Source organism: Sphingosinicella humi (assembly GCF_003129465.1).
Taxonomy (GTDB): domain Bacteria; phylum Pseudomonadota; class Alphaproteobacteria; order Sphingomonadales; family Sphingomonadaceae; genus Allosphingosinicella; species Allosphingosinicella humi.
Genome location: NZ_QFFF01000001.1, coordinates 2037344 through 2052759, shown reverse-complemented (window position 1 = coordinate 2052759; position 15416 = coordinate 2037344). Strand labels below are relative to the sequence as shown.

General features: G+C 66.1%; 16 protein-coding genes. 4 read left to right on the top strand and 12 right to left on the bottom strand.

Annotated features, from left to right (window positions below; genetic code table 11):
• The first annotated feature begins 22 nt into the window (after positions 1-22).
• Positions 23-1588, top strand: coding sequence for a sensor histidine kinase (locus DF286_RS10225; protein ID WP_146193598.1), 1566 nt, complete (start codon positions 23-25; stop codon positions 1586-1588).
• 9 nt (positions 1589-1597) lie between these two features.
• On the opposite strand, the gene DF286_RS10220 is transcribed toward DF286_RS10225, so the two are convergent.
• Complete coding sequence (locus tag DF286_RS10220; protein WP_109271336.1) at positions 1598-1786, bottom strand: hypothetical protein; 189 nt, start codon at positions 1784-1786, stop codon at positions 1598-1600.
• A gap of 368 nt (positions 1787-2154) precedes the next feature.
• Between DF286_RS10220 and DF286_RS10215 the strand changes: the two genes are divergently transcribed.
• Positions 2155-2295 carry an entericidin A/B family lipoprotein gene (locus DF286_RS10215; protein WP_170303953.1) on the top strand — a complete coding sequence of 47 codons (141 nt, stop codon included), beginning with the start codon at positions 2155-2157 and terminating at the stop codon, positions 2293-2295.
• Between the two features lie 62 nt (positions 2296-2357).
• On the opposite strand, the gene DF286_RS10210 is transcribed toward DF286_RS10215, so the two are convergent.
• From DF286_RS10210 to DF286_RS10180, 7 genes are read right to left on the bottom strand one after another with little or no spacing between them, the layout of a single operon-like run.
• Positions 2358-4151: a phospholipase D family protein gene (locus DF286_RS10210; protein WP_109271334.1), complete on the bottom strand. Its 1794-nt coding sequence runs from the start codon at positions 4149-4151 to the stop codon at positions 2358-2360.
• A gap of 38 nt (positions 4152-4189) precedes the next feature.
• Positions 4190-4960 (bottom strand): twin-arginine translocase subunit TatC, encoded by a 771-nt coding sequence (tatC, locus tag DF286_RS10205; protein ID WP_109271333.1) that lies wholly within the window; start codon positions 4958-4960, stop codon positions 4190-4192.
• On the bottom strand, positions 4957-5304 hold the full coding sequence (gene tatB, locus DF286_RS10200) for a Sec-independent protein translocase protein TatB (protein WP_109271332.1): 348 nt from the start codon (positions 5302-5304) through the stop codon (positions 4957-4959). The genes tatC and tatB overlap by 4 nt, the downstream gene beginning before the upstream one ends.
• Positions 5305-5330: 26 nt before the next feature.
• Positions 5331-5579, bottom strand: a complete 249-nt coding sequence (locus tag DF286_RS10195; RefSeq protein WP_109271331.1) for a twin-arginine translocase TatA/TatE family subunit — start codon at positions 5577-5579, stop codon at positions 5331-5333.
• A 32-nt stretch (positions 5580-5611) separates the two neighbouring features.
• The gene (gene scpB, locus DF286_RS10190; protein ID WP_109271330.1) at positions 5612-6190 is read right to left on the bottom strand and encodes an SMC-Scp complex subunit ScpB; all 579 of its coding nucleotides are present in this window, start codon (positions 6188-6190) and stop codon (positions 5612-5614) included.
• On the bottom strand, positions 6187-6948 hold the full coding sequence (locus DF286_RS10185; RefSeq protein ID WP_109271329.1) for a segregation and condensation protein A: 762 nt from the start codon (positions 6946-6948) through the stop codon (positions 6187-6189). Before DF286_RS10185 ends, scpB begins: the two co-directional genes overlap by 4 nt.
• A 42-nt stretch (positions 6949-6990) precedes the next feature.
• Positions 6991-7602, bottom strand: coding sequence for a retropepsin-like aspartic protease family protein (locus DF286_RS10180; protein WP_158274661.1), 612 nt, complete (start codon positions 7600-7602; stop codon positions 6991-6993).
• Positions 7603-7666: 64 nt separating this feature from the next.
• On the opposite strand from DF286_RS10180, the gene DF286_RS10175 reads away from it, so the two are divergent.
• Both DF286_RS10175 and DF286_RS10170 read left to right on the top strand, forming a co-directional pair.
• A complete protein-coding gene (locus tag DF286_RS10175; RefSeq protein ID WP_243444795.1) occupies positions 7667-8761 on the top strand; it encodes a polysaccharide pyruvyl transferase family protein in 1095 nt (364 codons plus the stop codon).
• 103 nt (positions 8762-8864) lie between these two features.
• Positions 8865-10160 (top strand): Coenzyme F420 hydrogenase/dehydrogenase, beta subunit C-terminal domain, encoded by a 1296-nt coding sequence (locus tag DF286_RS10170; RefSeq protein ID WP_109272134.1) that lies wholly within the window; start codon positions 8865-8867, stop codon positions 10158-10160.
• On the opposite strand, the gene DF286_RS10165 is transcribed toward DF286_RS10170, so the two are convergent.
• The 4 genes from DF286_RS10165 to argS form a co-directional block, all read right to left on the bottom strand.
• A complete protein-coding gene (locus DF286_RS10165; RefSeq protein WP_109271326.1) occupies positions 10157-11770 on the bottom strand; it encodes a S10 family peptidase in 1614 nt (537 codons plus the stop codon). The two genes, DF286_RS10170 and DF286_RS10165, sit on opposite strands and share 4 nt — an antisense overlap.
• 122 nt (positions 11771-11892) lie before the next feature.
• Complete coding sequence (nagZ, locus tag DF286_RS10160) at positions 11893-12900, bottom strand: beta-N-acetylhexosaminidase (RefSeq protein ID WP_109271325.1); 1008 nt, start codon at positions 12898-12900, stop codon at positions 11893-11895.
• A 106-nt stretch (positions 12901-13006) separates the two neighbouring features.
• On the bottom strand, positions 13007-13663 hold the full coding sequence (locus tag DF286_RS10155; RefSeq protein WP_109271324.1) for an SPOR domain-containing protein: 657 nt from the start codon (positions 13661-13663) through the stop codon (positions 13007-13009).
• A complete protein-coding gene (gene argS / locus DF286_RS10150) occupies positions 13663-15393 on the bottom strand; it encodes an arginine--tRNA ligase (protein ID WP_109272133.1) in 1731 nt (576 codons plus the stop codon). Before argS ends, DF286_RS10155 begins: the two co-directional genes overlap by 1 nt.
• Positions 15394-15416: the final 23 nt, after the last annotated feature.

Sequence of the window (15416 nt, the reverse complement as noted above, 5' to 3'; positions counted from 1 at the left end):
CTCGGGGGACAATTGGCGCAGCGTGGAAGACGATAAAGGCTGGTTTGCATCTCGGTTCGCCGACCTTTCTACCGGACTGAAGATGCTTCTGATCCTGAGCCTGGGCCTGGCGCCGCTCGGGCTCATCGCCATACTCGCCTCGATCGAGAGCGCCCGCGACAATAATACGGACCGAGCCCAGCAAACCCTATCCCATCTCGACATAAAGGCGCAGCGAGTCAGCTCGCTCCTGTCGCGAAGCGCCAGCACGATCCGCGCCGCCAGCGCGGCGATCGCCCTGACCCCGGTCGGTTCCGGCGTCTGCCAGAGCACGCTCCTCCGGCTCCACCGCGCCCAGACCTGGCCCGGCCGCTTCGCGCTCTATGGAAGCGACAACAACCTTCGCTGCACCACCCCCGGCTTCGTCCCACCGGCGGTTGCCCCCGCCGACGGGAAACGGTCTCTGATCGAGATCAGCGAAAATGGAGAGGCGTTGCGCTTTGCCTTGTTCGACGATTCCGGCCGGCTCGAGGGCATCGGCGAATTCTCGCGGGAAGCCTTGGCGGATCTGACCTATCTCCCTGGAACCGACGGTAATTTCGATCTGACCCTCATCGGGGGCGGGCGAGAAATGCAGCTCCGGGACGGCTACGAACCCGGGCCCCTGGTCAATACCGTGACCGGTACGGTGTCTATCGTCGACGATCGGCTCCACATGCGCATCGCACTCGGCGAGCTGCCCGTCACGGCGGCGGAACTGCTGATGACCCTGCTTCCCGTGCTGATGTGGATGTTAGCCGCCTTCATCGGCTGGATCGTTCTCGACCGCTTGCTATTGCGGCCGCTGTTGAGGATGCAGCGTGCGATCGCGGCCTACCAGCCCGGGGATCGGCATGTGGATCTCCCGGCGCTGAGAACGCCGGCGCGCGAAATCAACGATCTCGGCCGCGCCTTCGAGCGAGTGGTGCACATCGTGGCGCAGCACGAGGCGGAGCTGGAAGCCGGCATCGAGCGCCAGGCTCGCCTGGTGCGTGAGGTTCATCATCGCGTGAAGAACAATCTTCAGGTGGTGGCGTCCCTCCTCAATCTTCATGCGCGGGCCTCACTCAACGAGGAGGTCGCCGCCGCCTATGCTTCGATCCAGCGACGGGTGGACGCGCTCGCCGTGGTGCATCGCAATCACTATGCCGAGCTTGAGGAGAATCGCGGCGTCGCGGTAAGGCCGCTCATATCGGAACTGGGTGCCAACCTGCGCGCCACCGCGCCAGCTTCGGCGGCCGGCATGGCCATCCGGATCGACATCGAACCTTTGTTCGTGACGCAGGACGTTGCCGTTTCAGTGGCCTTCCTGATCACCGAACTCGTCGAATTCGCGATGTTCTGCAACGCCCGCTTGGTTACGATTTCGCTGGTCGGTAGCGATACACGAACCGCTCGGCTGACAATCGAGTCGGATAGCCTCAAGGGAGAGCTTGCCTGCGACGAAGCGCTGATCGAGCGCTTCGATCGGGTCGTCATCGGCCTCTCGCGCCAGCTCCGCTCGGCCCTTGAACGCGACACCGAGAGGGGGCGCTATTCTCTCGACATCGCGATCGTCGATCAAGGCTAGAGCCGGAGCCTATTTGGTGCGGTCGTCACGGCTCTCCTCGTCTTCGACATAGCGTGGGCGGCCAACCGACTTATCCTTCGCCCTGGCCAGATCGCCGCTGTCCTGTCCCGATTTGATAGCCGCATCGACATTGTTTCTCTCGTCCTCGGCGACTCCGTCGAGATCGGAATGGGGCGGCGTTTTGGGCGGTTTTCTCATCTGTTCCTCCATCAAAGGACAACCGTCGACACAAAGGACAGTTGCCTTTCCTCAGAGGCACCGACCTTTTCCGCGACGAACGAAAAATTTTTCGGGATGGGCGGGGAACCGGGGCCGCCCTCCCTCGTTTTGATCTTCGGATAGTGACCTTTTGCCCCCCCGCTCTCGCTATCCAGAACATGAGCCCGGATGCGCCAACCTCCCCCCCCCGGTGGCGCTCCGGGCTCTACATTTTTCGGGCCATCTTCTACGGGAATCCGGCCATCGTCCGCTTGTGACGCGGGTGGAACCAAGCCGCAGCGACACGCATTTATCCCTCACCTTCGCACGCCGAGTATCGTCGCGCGTCGAACTTTAGGAGAGAGATGATGGTTCGTAAGATTTTCGCGGTCTTCGCTCTATCGAGCAGCCTTGCCCTCGCCGCCTGCAACACGATCGCGGGAGCCGGTGAAGACGTCGAATCCGTCGGCGACGCCGTCGAGGATTGCGCCGAGGGCGTCGACTGCTGACCTTCTTGGAGAGTGACTAATCCGTAAAAGGCGCCGTCCATCGGGCGGCGCCTTTTGCCCATTCAGACCAGATCGTCGGGGATGAACCAGTAGGGGCGCCCGAAGCGGCGGGCGCGGCCGAGCTGGTAGGGGATAACGAAGCCCCGGCGGTGCCCGGGATCGGCGGTGCTGTTGTGGCGGGCGATGTCGCGCCAGCCTTCGAGGTCGAGATCGGCGGCGACCGACCCCCCGAACAGCTGTTTCCAGAGGCTGCGGCGGAAGGCGGCGATGGCGTCGCCCGGCTCGGTCCAGATGAAGCCCAGCTCCGTATCCCATTCGAAGCTGCGGCCGTTGATATTGGCCGAGGACAGCAGGCAGGCCGCATCGTCGGCAATCAGCAGCTTGGAATGAATGTGGATGAGGCCGGAGCCGAAGGCGGTTCCGCGGGTGTCCTCGAACTTTTCCTCGCTGGGCTTGACGGGTTCGTCCTTGGCGAGGGTGAACAGGCCGATACGGTTAGGCCCCGCCTTTCGAAGCAGCCGGCCCAACGCTCGGGCCTGAAGATGCTCACCATGGCGATGCGCCAGATTGTCGGTCTGGCCTTCGAAGGCGATTTCCTCCGGCGCGTTGGCGACCAGGATGATCACCTCCAGTTCGGGGCTGGCCCGGAGCGCCGCCTCGATCCAGTCGGCGGCGGCGTTGGAGCGGAAGAACTGGCCCTCGATGTATAGCCGGCGCCGGGCGGAGAGGATCACCGCCTTGTGCGCCGCCTTCAACTCGCGAATACCGGGCTTCGGGCCGATGGCGAACAGGCCGTCCGACTTCAGCGACATCGTCCGGGCGAGTTGAACCGTCGCCTTATCCGTCATCCCGGCGGAAGCCGGGACCCAAGAACTCGACTTGTCCAAATTATGCCGAGCGATTCCGGCTTCCTTAGTGTTCTTGGGTCCCGGCTTCCGCCGGGATGACACATTGTTTTGGTCCGCGTCGCCAATCTCCGTAAGGGGATCGAGCATCAGCTCCCGGCCGCAGCCGTCGATCCACTCGGCGACGGTGGCGCGATAGCGCGGCATCTCGCGATTCCAGAGGCGAGCGAAATGGCACTCAGCATCGGCCACCGCCGGTCCCTCGATCAGCGCCGAGATGTCGTGCCAGGTCCGGTCGGCGCGCTGGTGATGGCGGCGGTCGTCCCAGCGCCGCTCGTCGAGGTCCAGGCCGCCGATGATCGCCTTCTCGCCGTCGATCACGACGAATTTCTGATGATAGGTGGCGGGCCAGAGACGGGGCGGCGGAGCGGCCTTCCAGCCCTGCGCCTTCTCTTCCTCCCATTCGACATGGCGCCACAGGCCCGGCCGGGTATCGAGACCGCCATCGTCGTGCGACGTCTTCTGCAGGAGCTTTTCGACCACCTTGCGGATGCGGCGGCGGAGCAAGAAGTGCAGCAGCTGCCGCCAGCCCCGGCCCATCTCGCCTTCATGCTGGATGATGATGAGCTGGAGCCGCTCGCGCTCTTCTTCCTCCAGCCTCTCCAATATGTTGCGGATCGCCCAATAAGTGCACCAGGAGCCGGCGTGCAGATAGTCGGCGAGCACCGGTTCGAAATCGGAAAGGAGGATGCGGACCTCGACACCGCGCCTGACGGTGTGGGCGAGAAGCTCGGACCAGTCGGCAAGGCCAAGCGCCTTCGCCTCCTCCGAACGGAGCTTGGTGTCCGGATCGAAGATGCGGAAGGAGAGCCAGACCGATCGCGTCGCGTTCAGCACCAGCCGCTCCAGCCGGGGATACATGTCGGCCGCCTCGACCAGCGGCGTGACGCGGCAGCCTTGCCGGGGCGGCGCCGGTTTCATCCAGTCGAGCGGGTGCTTGACCGCCAGCATTGCATTATCGGGTTCGAGAAACGGCGGGCCCCGGTCCTTCAAAGCAGCTCCGTCCCTGTTTCCCGGACCCGCCGGCGCTCGGTGAACCAGATGGCGATAAGCGACAGTTCGTAGAGCAGGATGAGGGGCACGGCGAGCATGAACTGGGAGAGAACGTCCGGCGGCGTCGCCACGGCGGCGATGACGAAGGCGACGAGGATGGCGTAGCGCCGCCCGCGTTTCAGCTGGTCGCGGGTGACGATACCGGCCCGCTCCAGCAGCATCAGCAGCACCGGCAGCAGAAAGGCGATGCCGAACGCCAGGATGAAGTGCATGACGAGGCTGAGATACTCGCCGATCGAGGGCAGCGCTTCCTGCTCGATGCCCCCGAGATTACCCTGAAAGCCAAGAAAAAAGCGGAACGCGGTCGGCATCACTACATAGTAAGCCAGTGCTCCGCCCATCACGAACAGCACCGGCGTGGCGATCAGAAAGGGCAGGAAGGCGCGCTTCTCCTTGGCGTAGAGTCCCGGCGCGACGAAGGCCCATATCTGATTGGCGATGACCGGGAAGGCGAGGAAGAAAGCGGCGAAGAAGGCGACCCTGACCTCGACGAAGAAGGCCTCATAGAGCTTGGTGTAGACCAGCTTGCCCTCGCCCGGGCCGAAAGCGTCGACGAGCGGCTGCGCCAGGAAGGCGAAGATGTCGTCGGCGAAGTAGAAGCAGACGCCGAAAGCGACGAACAGCGCCGCGAAGGACCAGATCAGCCGCCGCCTCAACTCGATCAAATGGTCCATCAAGGGAGCGCGACTGTCGTCCACGTCCCTCATGGCAGTTCCCGCCGATCGTCGCCGTCGCGAGGCGGCGGCATCTGACCCTCGGGCAGCGAGGCCGCCGAGTCCTGGCTGGTCGATGACGGCGGAGCGGGCGGGGCGGCGGAGGGGAAGTCGCGCATGATGCGCTCATTCTCCGCCTTCCACTTCTTCTCCATCTCCTCGAGCTCGGCCTCGCGCATCATCGTATCCAGGCCGGAACGGAAGTGGCGCGCCATGCCCCGTGCCTTGCCGACCCAGTTGCCGACGGTGCGCATCACGCGCGGCAGGTCCTTGGGCCCGATCACGACGAGCGCGACCAGGGCGACGATCAACAGCTCGGTAGGTGCAATATCGAACATTCAGCCCCGCCCTTCAGGCGAGCCGATCAGGGCTCGCGCCGTTCTTCCGGGTCGACGACAGGGCTGCGCTCGACGGGGGGAGTGGCATCGACCGTGCGGCCACCCTCGATGCGGCGCGGCTCGGCCGGCTTCTCCTCGTCCTCGCTCATGCCTTTCTTGAAGCTTTTGATGCCCTTGGCGACATCGCCCATCATGTCGGAGAAACGGCCCTTGCCGAACAGCAGCAAGATGATGACGCCGACGACGAGCCAATGCCAGAGGCTGAGACCACCCATTTCAAAATCTCCGATTACGCTTGAGGACTTACCTAGTCCTCATCACGCTGCGTTTCCAGTTCTAGCTGCTCCATCGCCGCATCGATCGGATCGAGCAGTCCGGCGGCCTTCAGATCGTCGATCCCCGGAAGATCGCGCCGGCTGCTAAGGCCGAAATGCTGCAGGAAGGTTGCAGTCGTGGCGTAGATGAGCGGCCGCCCCGGCACCTCGCGGCGTCCGGCCGGCCGCACCCAGCCCGCCTCCATCAGCACGTCGAGCGTGCCCTTGGAAATCTGCACGCCGCGGATCGCCTCGATCTCGGCGCGGCTGACCGGCTCGTGATAGGCGATGATGGCGAGGGTTTCGACCGCGGCGCGGGAGAGTTTCCTCACCTCGTCCCGCTCCCGCCGCAATATATGGGCCATGTCGGCCGCGGTCTGGAAATGCCAGCGCTTGCCTCGCTCGACGAGATTGATGCCGCGGCCGGCATATTGCTCCGCCAGCACCTGCAGCGCCGACGCTACATCGACGCCCTCGCCGACATAATCGACGATCTCCCGCTCCGTCATCGGCTCCTCGGCGGCGAACAGAGTCGCCTCGACGGCGCGGATGTCGTCCGGCAGCTCTTTCATGCGGCCCGGATCAAGAGCGGCGAAAAGGCGGATCGCTGATCGAGCTCGATCCTTCCCTGCCGCGCCAGCTCGAGGCTGGCGACGAAGCTGGAGGCGAGCGCCGAGCGGCGGAACTCCGCATCCTGGGTGTCGGGGAGAAAGGATTCGAGCGTCGCCCACTCAAGGCTCGCCCCGATCAACCGCTCGACCCTCTGCAGTGCCTCCTCCAAGGTCATCACCGGCCGCCGCGAAACGATATGCACCGCCGGCTCGGTCCGTGCGCGCACGGAGCCATAAGCGGAGATCAGGTCGTAGAGCTCGGCCTGCCACGCCGCCTTGCGGACGACGCGCAGCCCCTCCGGTGCGCCGCGCAGGAACACGTCGCGTCCGACCCGATCGCGGGCCAGCAGTCGCGCTCCCGCCTCGCGCATCGCACCCAGCCGCTGCAGCCGAAGCTGGAGACGAAGCGCCAATTCCTCCGGGCTCGGGTCCTGCTCCGGATCCTTGGGCAGCAGCAGGCAGGATTTGAGATAGGCGAGCCAGGCCGCCATCACGAGATAGTCGGCGGCGATCTCGAGGCGGAGCCGCTTCGCATCGGCGATGAAAGCGAGATATTGCTCGGTAAGCGCCAGGATCGAGATCTTGGCAAGATCGACCTTCTGCGTCCGCGCCAGCGTGAGCAGCAGATCAAGCGGCCCTTCCCACCCGTCGAGGTCCAGCGTCAGCCGTTCCGCCTCCGCCACGGCGGGCGCATCGTCGAAGGAATCGTCGAACTCCACGAGGGGAGACTAAGCGGAAAGACGCCCGATGCGAACCAGAAATCATCGGTTGGAGGGCGGCGGGCTTTCCTCGTCGGCGAGGCATCGTCCGACCGGCACCGGGGCCGGAGCCTCGTCAGGCTCGATCAGGTAGAGGACCGGCCCCGCAACATCGATCACGGCCCGATGCTCCTCCATCACATCGTGTCCGATGATGCCGTGAATGGGCGTCCCTCCGGCGAACGGCCTCAGCACATCGGTCAACTGCGATAGATCCGCGACCGCCATCGATCGCTGACGGATCGCCACCGGGCCGATGGCGAGGCTGTCGACCGACAGCTGGCGCGCCTTCATCGTGCCGCCCAGCCCGATCGCGGCGCCGGGCGCCGCCGTGTCTCCGGATAAGCCGAAATCCTGAACATGGGCGGCGTCCAGCACGCTGAGATTGGCGCCGGTGTCGAGCACGAAATGGCCGGGCCGTCCGTTGACGGTCGCTTCTACGAGATGATGCCCCGTCAGCAGCTCCGTCAGCGGGATGCCCGTGAAGCCGAGCAGGCAAAGCGCATGATCCACCGTCCCTGCCTCGGTCGGTCGATATTCCCCCGTTTCGGTGGCGATCTCGCGACAACCGACGAGCAGCAAAGCGAGCACGAACGGGACGATCAGAGCCTTCATGTCTGAGCCAATGACGGGGCCGCTTACGGGTTCCCGTTTGCGACCGGCCGGGGGAACATCGGCCATGGCGGCGCATTGGCTCGAGATCATGCCGCGCCGCCGGAAAATCGGTGTTCTCACCTTCCACCGCTGCATCAACTACGGCTCCTATTGGCAAGCGCGCTGCCTCGTCGAAGGCTTGCGCGCTCGGGGCGATGACGCGGTTCTTCTCGACCATGATTCGGCCAAGGTGAACCGGGCGGAATGGCGCTGCGCGCTCCGGCCGCTATTGCCCGAGCGGACGTCGCGGTCCGATTATCGGCTCTACGCTCTCAAGACCCGACGTTTCCTCGGCGCCTTCGATGCCCTGCCCCGTTCCGCGCGGTTTCGGCTCGACGATCCGCAAGGGCTCGAGCGCTATGACGTCGTCATCGTCGGCAGCGACGAGGTCTGGAACCTCCGCCATCCCTGGTATGGCGGACGGCCGCTCTTCTACGGCGCCGGACTCAACGTCGAACGCCTCGTCTCCTACGCCGCCAGCTTCGGCAACCACGACGCCGCCGACGGCCTGGACGGTTGGTGGACGGCACTGCTCAAGCGCTTTTCCTTTATCTCCGTCCGCGACGAGAACAGCCGCCGGATGGTCCGTGATGCGCTGAACCGCGAGCCCGAGCTGGTGCTGGACCCCTGCCTCCAGTTCCCGCCCAAGGTTTCGCCTGGCCAGGTTCAACGGCGCCAGCCCTATATCGCGGTCTATGGCCACAGCTTTCCGGCCTGGTTCACGGAGCGCGTCCGGCGCAGCGCGGCGGCCCATGGCTACAAACTCCTCAGCATAGGCTATCGCAACGACTGGGCGGACGAGCAGCTGCTCACCGCCGGTCCCGAGCGTTTCGCCAAGCTGATGGCCGCCTCCGCCGCGATCGCGACCAACTTCTTTCATGGCTGCGTGTTCGCGCTCCTATATGGCCGGCCCTTCGCCTGCGCCACGTCTCCCTATCGCTTCAACAAGGTGCGCGATCTCGCCGACGCTGTCGGTGCGCAGAAGCACGTCGTTGCCGAAGACACTCCCACCTCGCATTTCCACAGGCTCCTCGCCGAACCCCTAGGCCCCGCCGTCCACGAGCGGATCGCCGCGCTGCGCCGCCAGTCCGCCTCCTATCTCGACCATGTCCTCGCCTAGCTGCCTTGCTTCGCCGGAAGAGGCGCGCCCGGTCAGCCGCCGCGACATGATGGCATCCGGCCTGTGCATCGGTTGCGGCGCCTGTCTCGCCGACAAGGGCAGAATGAGGTGGGACCGCCACGGCCAGCTCAAACCCGCGGGGCCGGCCGAATGGCTAGGCGAGCCATCGCCCTCCTTTGCCCGCATCTGCCCCTTCTCACCCACTGCACGGGACGAGCGCGCGCTGGCGGCTCATCTCTTTCCGGCCGCTCGTTATCAAGACGAACGGGTTGGTCCCTTCGAGGCCGCTTATGTTGGCCATGCGCGGGACGGCTTTCGCGAGGAAGGCAGCTCCGGCGGGCTGGTGAGCTGGATCGCGGCCGAACTGCTGCGCCAGGGGCTCGTGGAGGGCGTCGCCCATGTCGTCGCGGTCGATGATCCCGAGAAGGAAGGACGCCATTTTCGCTATCGCATCTCCCGCGACGAGGCGGCCGTGCGCGCCGGCGCCAAGTCGCGCTATTATCCGATCGAGTTGTCGGGCGTGCTTGATGAAATCCGATCCGTCCCCGGGCGCTACGCCGTTGTCGGCATTCCCTGCTTCATCAAGGCGGTGAACCTGCTCCGCGCCGAGGACGAGAGGCTCTCCGATCGGATCGCCTTCACCCTCGGCCTCTATTGCGGCCACATGAAGAGCGCTCGCATGGTCGAGAGCTTCGCTTGGCAGATGGGCATGAAGGCCGAGGAGGTGCAGCGGATCGACTTCCGCCTCAAGGACCCGTGCCGGCCGGCCAACTGGTATCGCGCCGAGATCACCCGCCGCGACGGCCGTCGCGAGGCGCAGGACTGGTGGCATCTCGTCGACGGCGACTGGGGCGCCGGCTTCTTCCAGAACAGCGCCTGCGACTTCTGCGACGACGTGGTGGCGGAAACAGCGGACATCTCCTTCGGCGATGCCTGGGTGGAACCCTATTCGTCGGACGGGCGCGGGACGAACGTCGTCATCGTCCGTTCGCCGGAACTGCACAGGCTGATCAAGCAGGGGATCAGCGAAGGCCGCCTCGACCTCACTCCGGTCGACGCCGACTTCGTCGAGCAGACCCAGGCCGCCGGCTTCAGGCAGCGCCGCGAAGGGCTGGCCTACAGGCTGAGCTGGCGCCGCCCGGGCGTGCGTCCGGCCAAGCGCGTCGAGGCCAACTCAGGCGGCCTGCCTCTTCGACGCAAGCTGATCTACCGCATGCGCCACCACATCGCCGTCTGGAGCCATCCCGTCTTCGACCTCGCCCGCCGCCTGCACTGGCCCGCACTCTACCTTCGTTGGGCGCGAACGGTGGTGACCGTCTATCAGGGCCTCACCTACTCGCGCGGCCCGGTCGGCCGGATGATCGATCGCCTCGAAACGGCGACCGGTAGACACGGTTAGGGCGCCACCGGCGGCGTGCCGCTGCGAGCCTCGGCCACCGCCTCGCCGACGAAGCGCTCGATGTCCGCCGTCATCTGGCGGAGCGCGTCGGGATTGAGATAGGTCATGTGCCCGGCGGGATAATAGGTGAACTGCAGATTCCGCTGCTGCGCCGGCTCAAGCATCATGTGGCGAAGGTCGTATTCGGTGCCGTAGAAGGGCGTCGCCATGTCGTAATAGCCGTTGAGCGAAAGCACCTTGAGGTAGGGATTGGTTCGCATCGCCACGGACAGGTCCACGGCCGTGTTCGGCGTGGTCTGCTCGCGGCGGGTTCCGGGCGCCGCATGGCTCCAGTCCCACTCGAAGCCGGGCGCATCGCGAGCGCTGAGTCGATAGGTCATGTCGGTCTTGTAGCCGAGTTCATGGGTCAGATAGCCGTTCAGCGAGCCGATGAAGGCCCCGCTGATCGCTTCGGACGAGGCGTCGAAATCCGGGCCCTCGCCGGCCGCGTCGCCGTCGACGCCGGTGTAGCGGGAATCGAAGCGGCCGACCGTGATGCGGTCGTCGCGCAGCAGCTCCTTGCGGAAGCGGGAGAGATCGACACGCAGGTTCGCCCGCTTGATGAAGTCGGCCGAAAGCCCCGTCAGCTCGCTCATCCGCTGGGCGACGGCGTCGCGTTCTTCGGGGCTGATCGTCTGGCCCTTGGCGAGCGCAGCCGCATAGGGTCCCTCGGCGAATTGCCGCGCGGCCGCCACCGCTTCCTCGACGGTCTCCGGACGGCTGGGCAGGCGGTTGTGATACCAGGCCGTGGCGGCATAGCTCGGCAGATAGGTGAGGTAGATCTGGTCGAAGCCGGGCTGGCGGACGCCGTAATTCATGATCGATGAGAGCAGGATGACGCCGTTCAGCGCCATGCCCCGCTCCTGGAGCTGATGGGCCAGCGCGCCCGCGCGCAAAGTGCCGTAGCTTTCGCCCAGGATGAACTTCGGGCTGTTCCAGCGCCCGAACTTGGTGGAGTAGCGCAGGATGGCGCGGGCGAAGGCGTCGACGTCCTGATCGACGCCGTAGAAATCGGACGGCTTGGCATCGCCAAGCGGCCGCGAATAGCCGGCGCCGGGCGCATCGATGAAGACGAGGTCGGTGGTGCCGAGCAATGTGTCCGGATTCGGACCGAAGTCGAACGGCGCGGGGCGGATATATTCCGGATTGCCGGTGGTAAGCCGCACCGGAGCGAAGGAGCCCATGTGCAGCCAGAGGCTCGCCGAGCCCGGCCCGCCGTTGAAGAAGAACATGACCGGCCGCTTGGTGCCGGGCTTCGTGCCGTCCAGAGTGTAGGCGGTGTAGAAGATGCTCGCCTCGGGCTTGCCGACGGCGTCGCGGAGGGTGAGCGTTCCCGCCGTCGCGGCGTAGCCGAGCGTCTTGCCGCCGACGCGGACGCTGTGGCGGGTGACGACTTCGCGCTCCTCCACCGGCGCCCGCGCCCATCCGGCTTCCGCCTCCTCGGCGACGGCTTCCTTGTGGAGCGCCTCGATGCTCTTGCCCTTGCCGCCGCCCTTATCGGCTTCCGTTTGCGCAGTCGCGGCCGTGGCGATCATGAGGGCGGCAACGGAAACCAGGGGCAGAAGACGCATGGGCGACCTTTCGTCGGGCTGCTTGGGAAAGGCCGGCACATTCGCGCCAGATCGTTCCGGTGCGCTACCGCATAAACCGCATCGGCGGTTTTTACGGTATTCCAGCGGTCAAAAAGCGCGGATCAAGCGTAGGCGAGCAGCGCGTCGCGCTTGGCGGCGAGTTCCTCATAGGAGCCGGCCGGAGCGGCATCGGCGACGCTGGCCATGGCCCGATCGAGCCGCTCGCGCGTCTTTCCCGTCATCTCTCCCAGGCCGTTCGCGACCGCGACCATCTCGGCCATGTCGCCCGAGCAGTGCAGCGCCACGTCGCAGCCCGCCTCGACGACGCCGCGGGCGCGTCGGTCGAAGCCGCCGGTGAGGGCGTGCATGCCGAGATCGTCGGACATGAGGAGGCCGTCGAAGCCGATACGCTCCCGGATGATGTCGTTGATGACCGTCGGCGAGAGGCTGGCGGGACGATCCGGATCCCAGGCGGTGTAGACGACGTGGGCGGTCATGCCCATCGGTGCGTTGCGAAGGGTGCGGAAGGGTTCGATATCCAGGTCCAGCTCTTCGTCCGACGCGTTCACGACCGGGAGCTCGACATGGCTGTCGCTCATCGAGCGGCCGTGGCCGGGGATGTGCTTGACGACGCCGACGACGCCCGCGGCGGCCATGCCATCGAGCACGGCGCGCCCCAGGGCGGCGACCTGCATGGGTTCGCCGCCGAGCGCACGGTCGCCGATGATGTCGTGGGCGCCGGGCTGGCGCACGTCGAGGAGCGGAAGGCAGTTCACGTTGATGCCGGCTTCCCTCAACACCAGGGCGATCGCCCCGGCGTTGGCCCGAGCGGCTTCGATCGCGCTGATCGGAGCCTTGGCGTAAAGGTCGGCGAAGCGCCCCGCTTGGGGGAATTTCGGCCAGACCGGCGGCTGCATGCGGGCGACGCGGCCGCCTTCCTGGTCGATCAGGATCGGCACATCCTCGCGGCCGTGGAGGGCGCGCAGCGAGTCCGTCAGCGCGCGGAGCTGTTCCCGGTCCGCGCAGTTTCGGCGGAAGAGGATATAGCCGGCGGGATCGGCGTCCCGGAAGAAATCCCGCTCGTCGGCGGTGAGGCTTTCACCCGCCAGGCCGTAAATCGCCGGCTGCATCAGGTCTCCCAAAACTGCCTGTCATTGCGAGCGAAGCGCGGCAATCCAGCCTGGGTCTGGATTGCTTCGTCGCGATGCTCCTCGCAATGACGCTCAATGCTCACAATTAGTCGATACGCACGCAGGCCTCGCCGGCGACGCGCAGGCGACCGCAAATGCCGCTCGCATCGGGACCGCTGGCGCGCAAGCGATAAAGCGTCGCATCGCCGCTCTTCACCGGCGTGACGCTGTGGCTGAGCGGCGCCAGATAGGAGAAGCGGCCGGACAGCGCCTTCCACGCGCTGTTCGCCGCGCTCTGGCTGGAGAAGGCGCCGAGCTGGATCGTGGCACCCGCCGCGGTGGACGGCGCGGCCGCCCGCTTCGGTTCGGCCGGAGCCGCGACCGGAGCCGCTTCCTTGGTCACCGGCGTTTCGGGCAGCGCGCCGGTATCGATCGCCGCCTTGGGAACCGCGCCCTCGCTGGCGGCAAAGGCGGTATCGCCGGTGCCTTCGACCTGCATCCCGCCGGGCTCGTCCGGCTTCACCTTATAGTCGCCGGCCGGCGCGGCGATCAGCTCGGGCTCGCCCCCCTCACCGCTCGCATCTCGACTGCCGATCCAAAACAGGCCGCCGACGATCAAACCGATCGCGGCCAGGCCGATGACGACAAAAGCAATGAGCTTGGCGGCCGACGGTCCCTCGCTCGCTTCTTCCTCCTCGACGGCCTCGAGCCAGGGCAGGCGGTCCTCGTCGGGCAAGGCCTCGTCAACGCGCGTATCGGTCATCACTGCATCTCCTCAGCGGCGGCCACCCCCATGATCGCCAGGCCGTTGCGGATAATCTGCCCTATCGCCGAGGCGAGTTCCAGACGTGCGCGTGTCAAATCGGGATTCTGTGCCAACAAGAAACGGCGCGCCGGGTCATCATTGCCCTTGTTCCACTGGGCGTGGAGCGCCGCGGCGAGGTCGTTCAGGTAGAAGGCGATGCGGTGCGGCTCGTGCGCCTGGGCCGCCGCCTCGACCACGCGCGGGAATTGGGCGCCCAGCTTGATCAGCGCCAGTTCCTCATCGTCCAGCAGGGCGAGATCGGCCGTCTCCGGCAGATCCAGCGCGGCCTCTTTCGTCCGCCGGTGGAGCGAGCAGATGCGCGCATGGGCGTACTGCACGTAGAAAACCGGGTTGTCCTTCGACGCCTCGACCACCTTGGCGAAATCGAAGTCGAGCGGCGCGTCGGCACGGCGGGTGAGCATCATGAAGCGCACCACGTCCTTGCCGACTTCGCGCACGACGTCGGCCAGGGTCACGAAATTGCCGGCCCGCTTCGACATCTTGATCGGCTCGCCGGCGCGGAACAGGCGGACCATGTTGACCAGCTTGACGTCGAGGTCGACGCGGCCGTCGGTCAGCGCCCTCACCGCCGCCTGAACGCGCTTCACCGTGCCGGCATGATCGGCGCCCCAGATGTTGATGAGGTGGTCGGCGCTTTCCGCCTTCTGCAGATGATAGGCGGCGTCGGCGCCGAAATAGGTCCAGCTTCCGTTGGACTTCTTCATCGGCCGGTCCTGGTCGTCGCCGAACTCCGTCGAGCGGAACAGGGTCAGCTCGACCGGCTCCCAGTCTTCAGGCGTCTCGCCTTTGGGCGCTTCGAGCAGGCCCTCATAGACAAGGCCCTTGGCCCGCAGCGTTTCGAGGCCGCGATCGACGGCGCCGCTCGCCTGGAGGTCCGCCTCGGAGGCGAAGATGTCGTGGTGGATGCCGAGGAGGCCGAGGTCGTGGCGGATGAGGACGAGCATCGCCACCACGGTCTTCTTCTTGAAGAGCTGGAGCCATTCGGCCTCGGGCGCGCCGACATAGCGGTCGCCGAACTCCTCCGCGAGCGCCTTCCCGACCGGGAGGAGATAGTCGCCAGGGTAGAGGCCCTCGGGAATCTCACCGATCTCCTCGCCGAGCGCTTCGCGGTAGCGAAGGTGCGCCGAGCGGGCGAGCGTGTCGACTTGGCTTCCCGCGTCGTTCACATAATATTCGCGCGTGACGGCGTAGCCGGCATATTCGAGCAAGGCGGCCAGGGCATCGCCGACCACGGCGCCGCGGCAATGGCCCATGTGCATCGGCCCGGTCGGATTGGCCGAGACATATTCGACATTCACCCTTTCGCCCTTGCCGAGGCTGGAACGGCCATAATCGGCGGCCTCGGCGAGGATGGCGCGAAGCTCGCTCTGCCAGATGCCGGGATCGAGGCGGATGTTGATGAAACCCGGTCCCGCAACCTCGACCGCCGCGACTTCGTCCAGCGCCTGGAGCTTGGGCGCGATCAGCTCGGCCAGCGCGCGCGGATTGGTGCCGGCCTTCTTCGCCAGCACCATCGCCGCGTTGGTCGCGAGATCGCCATGCGAGGCATCGCGCGGCGGCTCGACCGCCACCGCCTTGCGATCGAGGCCCGGCGTGAGGCTTCCTTCCTGCTCAAGGCTGTCGAGAACGGTGCCGACATGCGCGGCGAAACGGGCGTAAAGGGTCACGTCACAATTTCCATTGGCGGGAA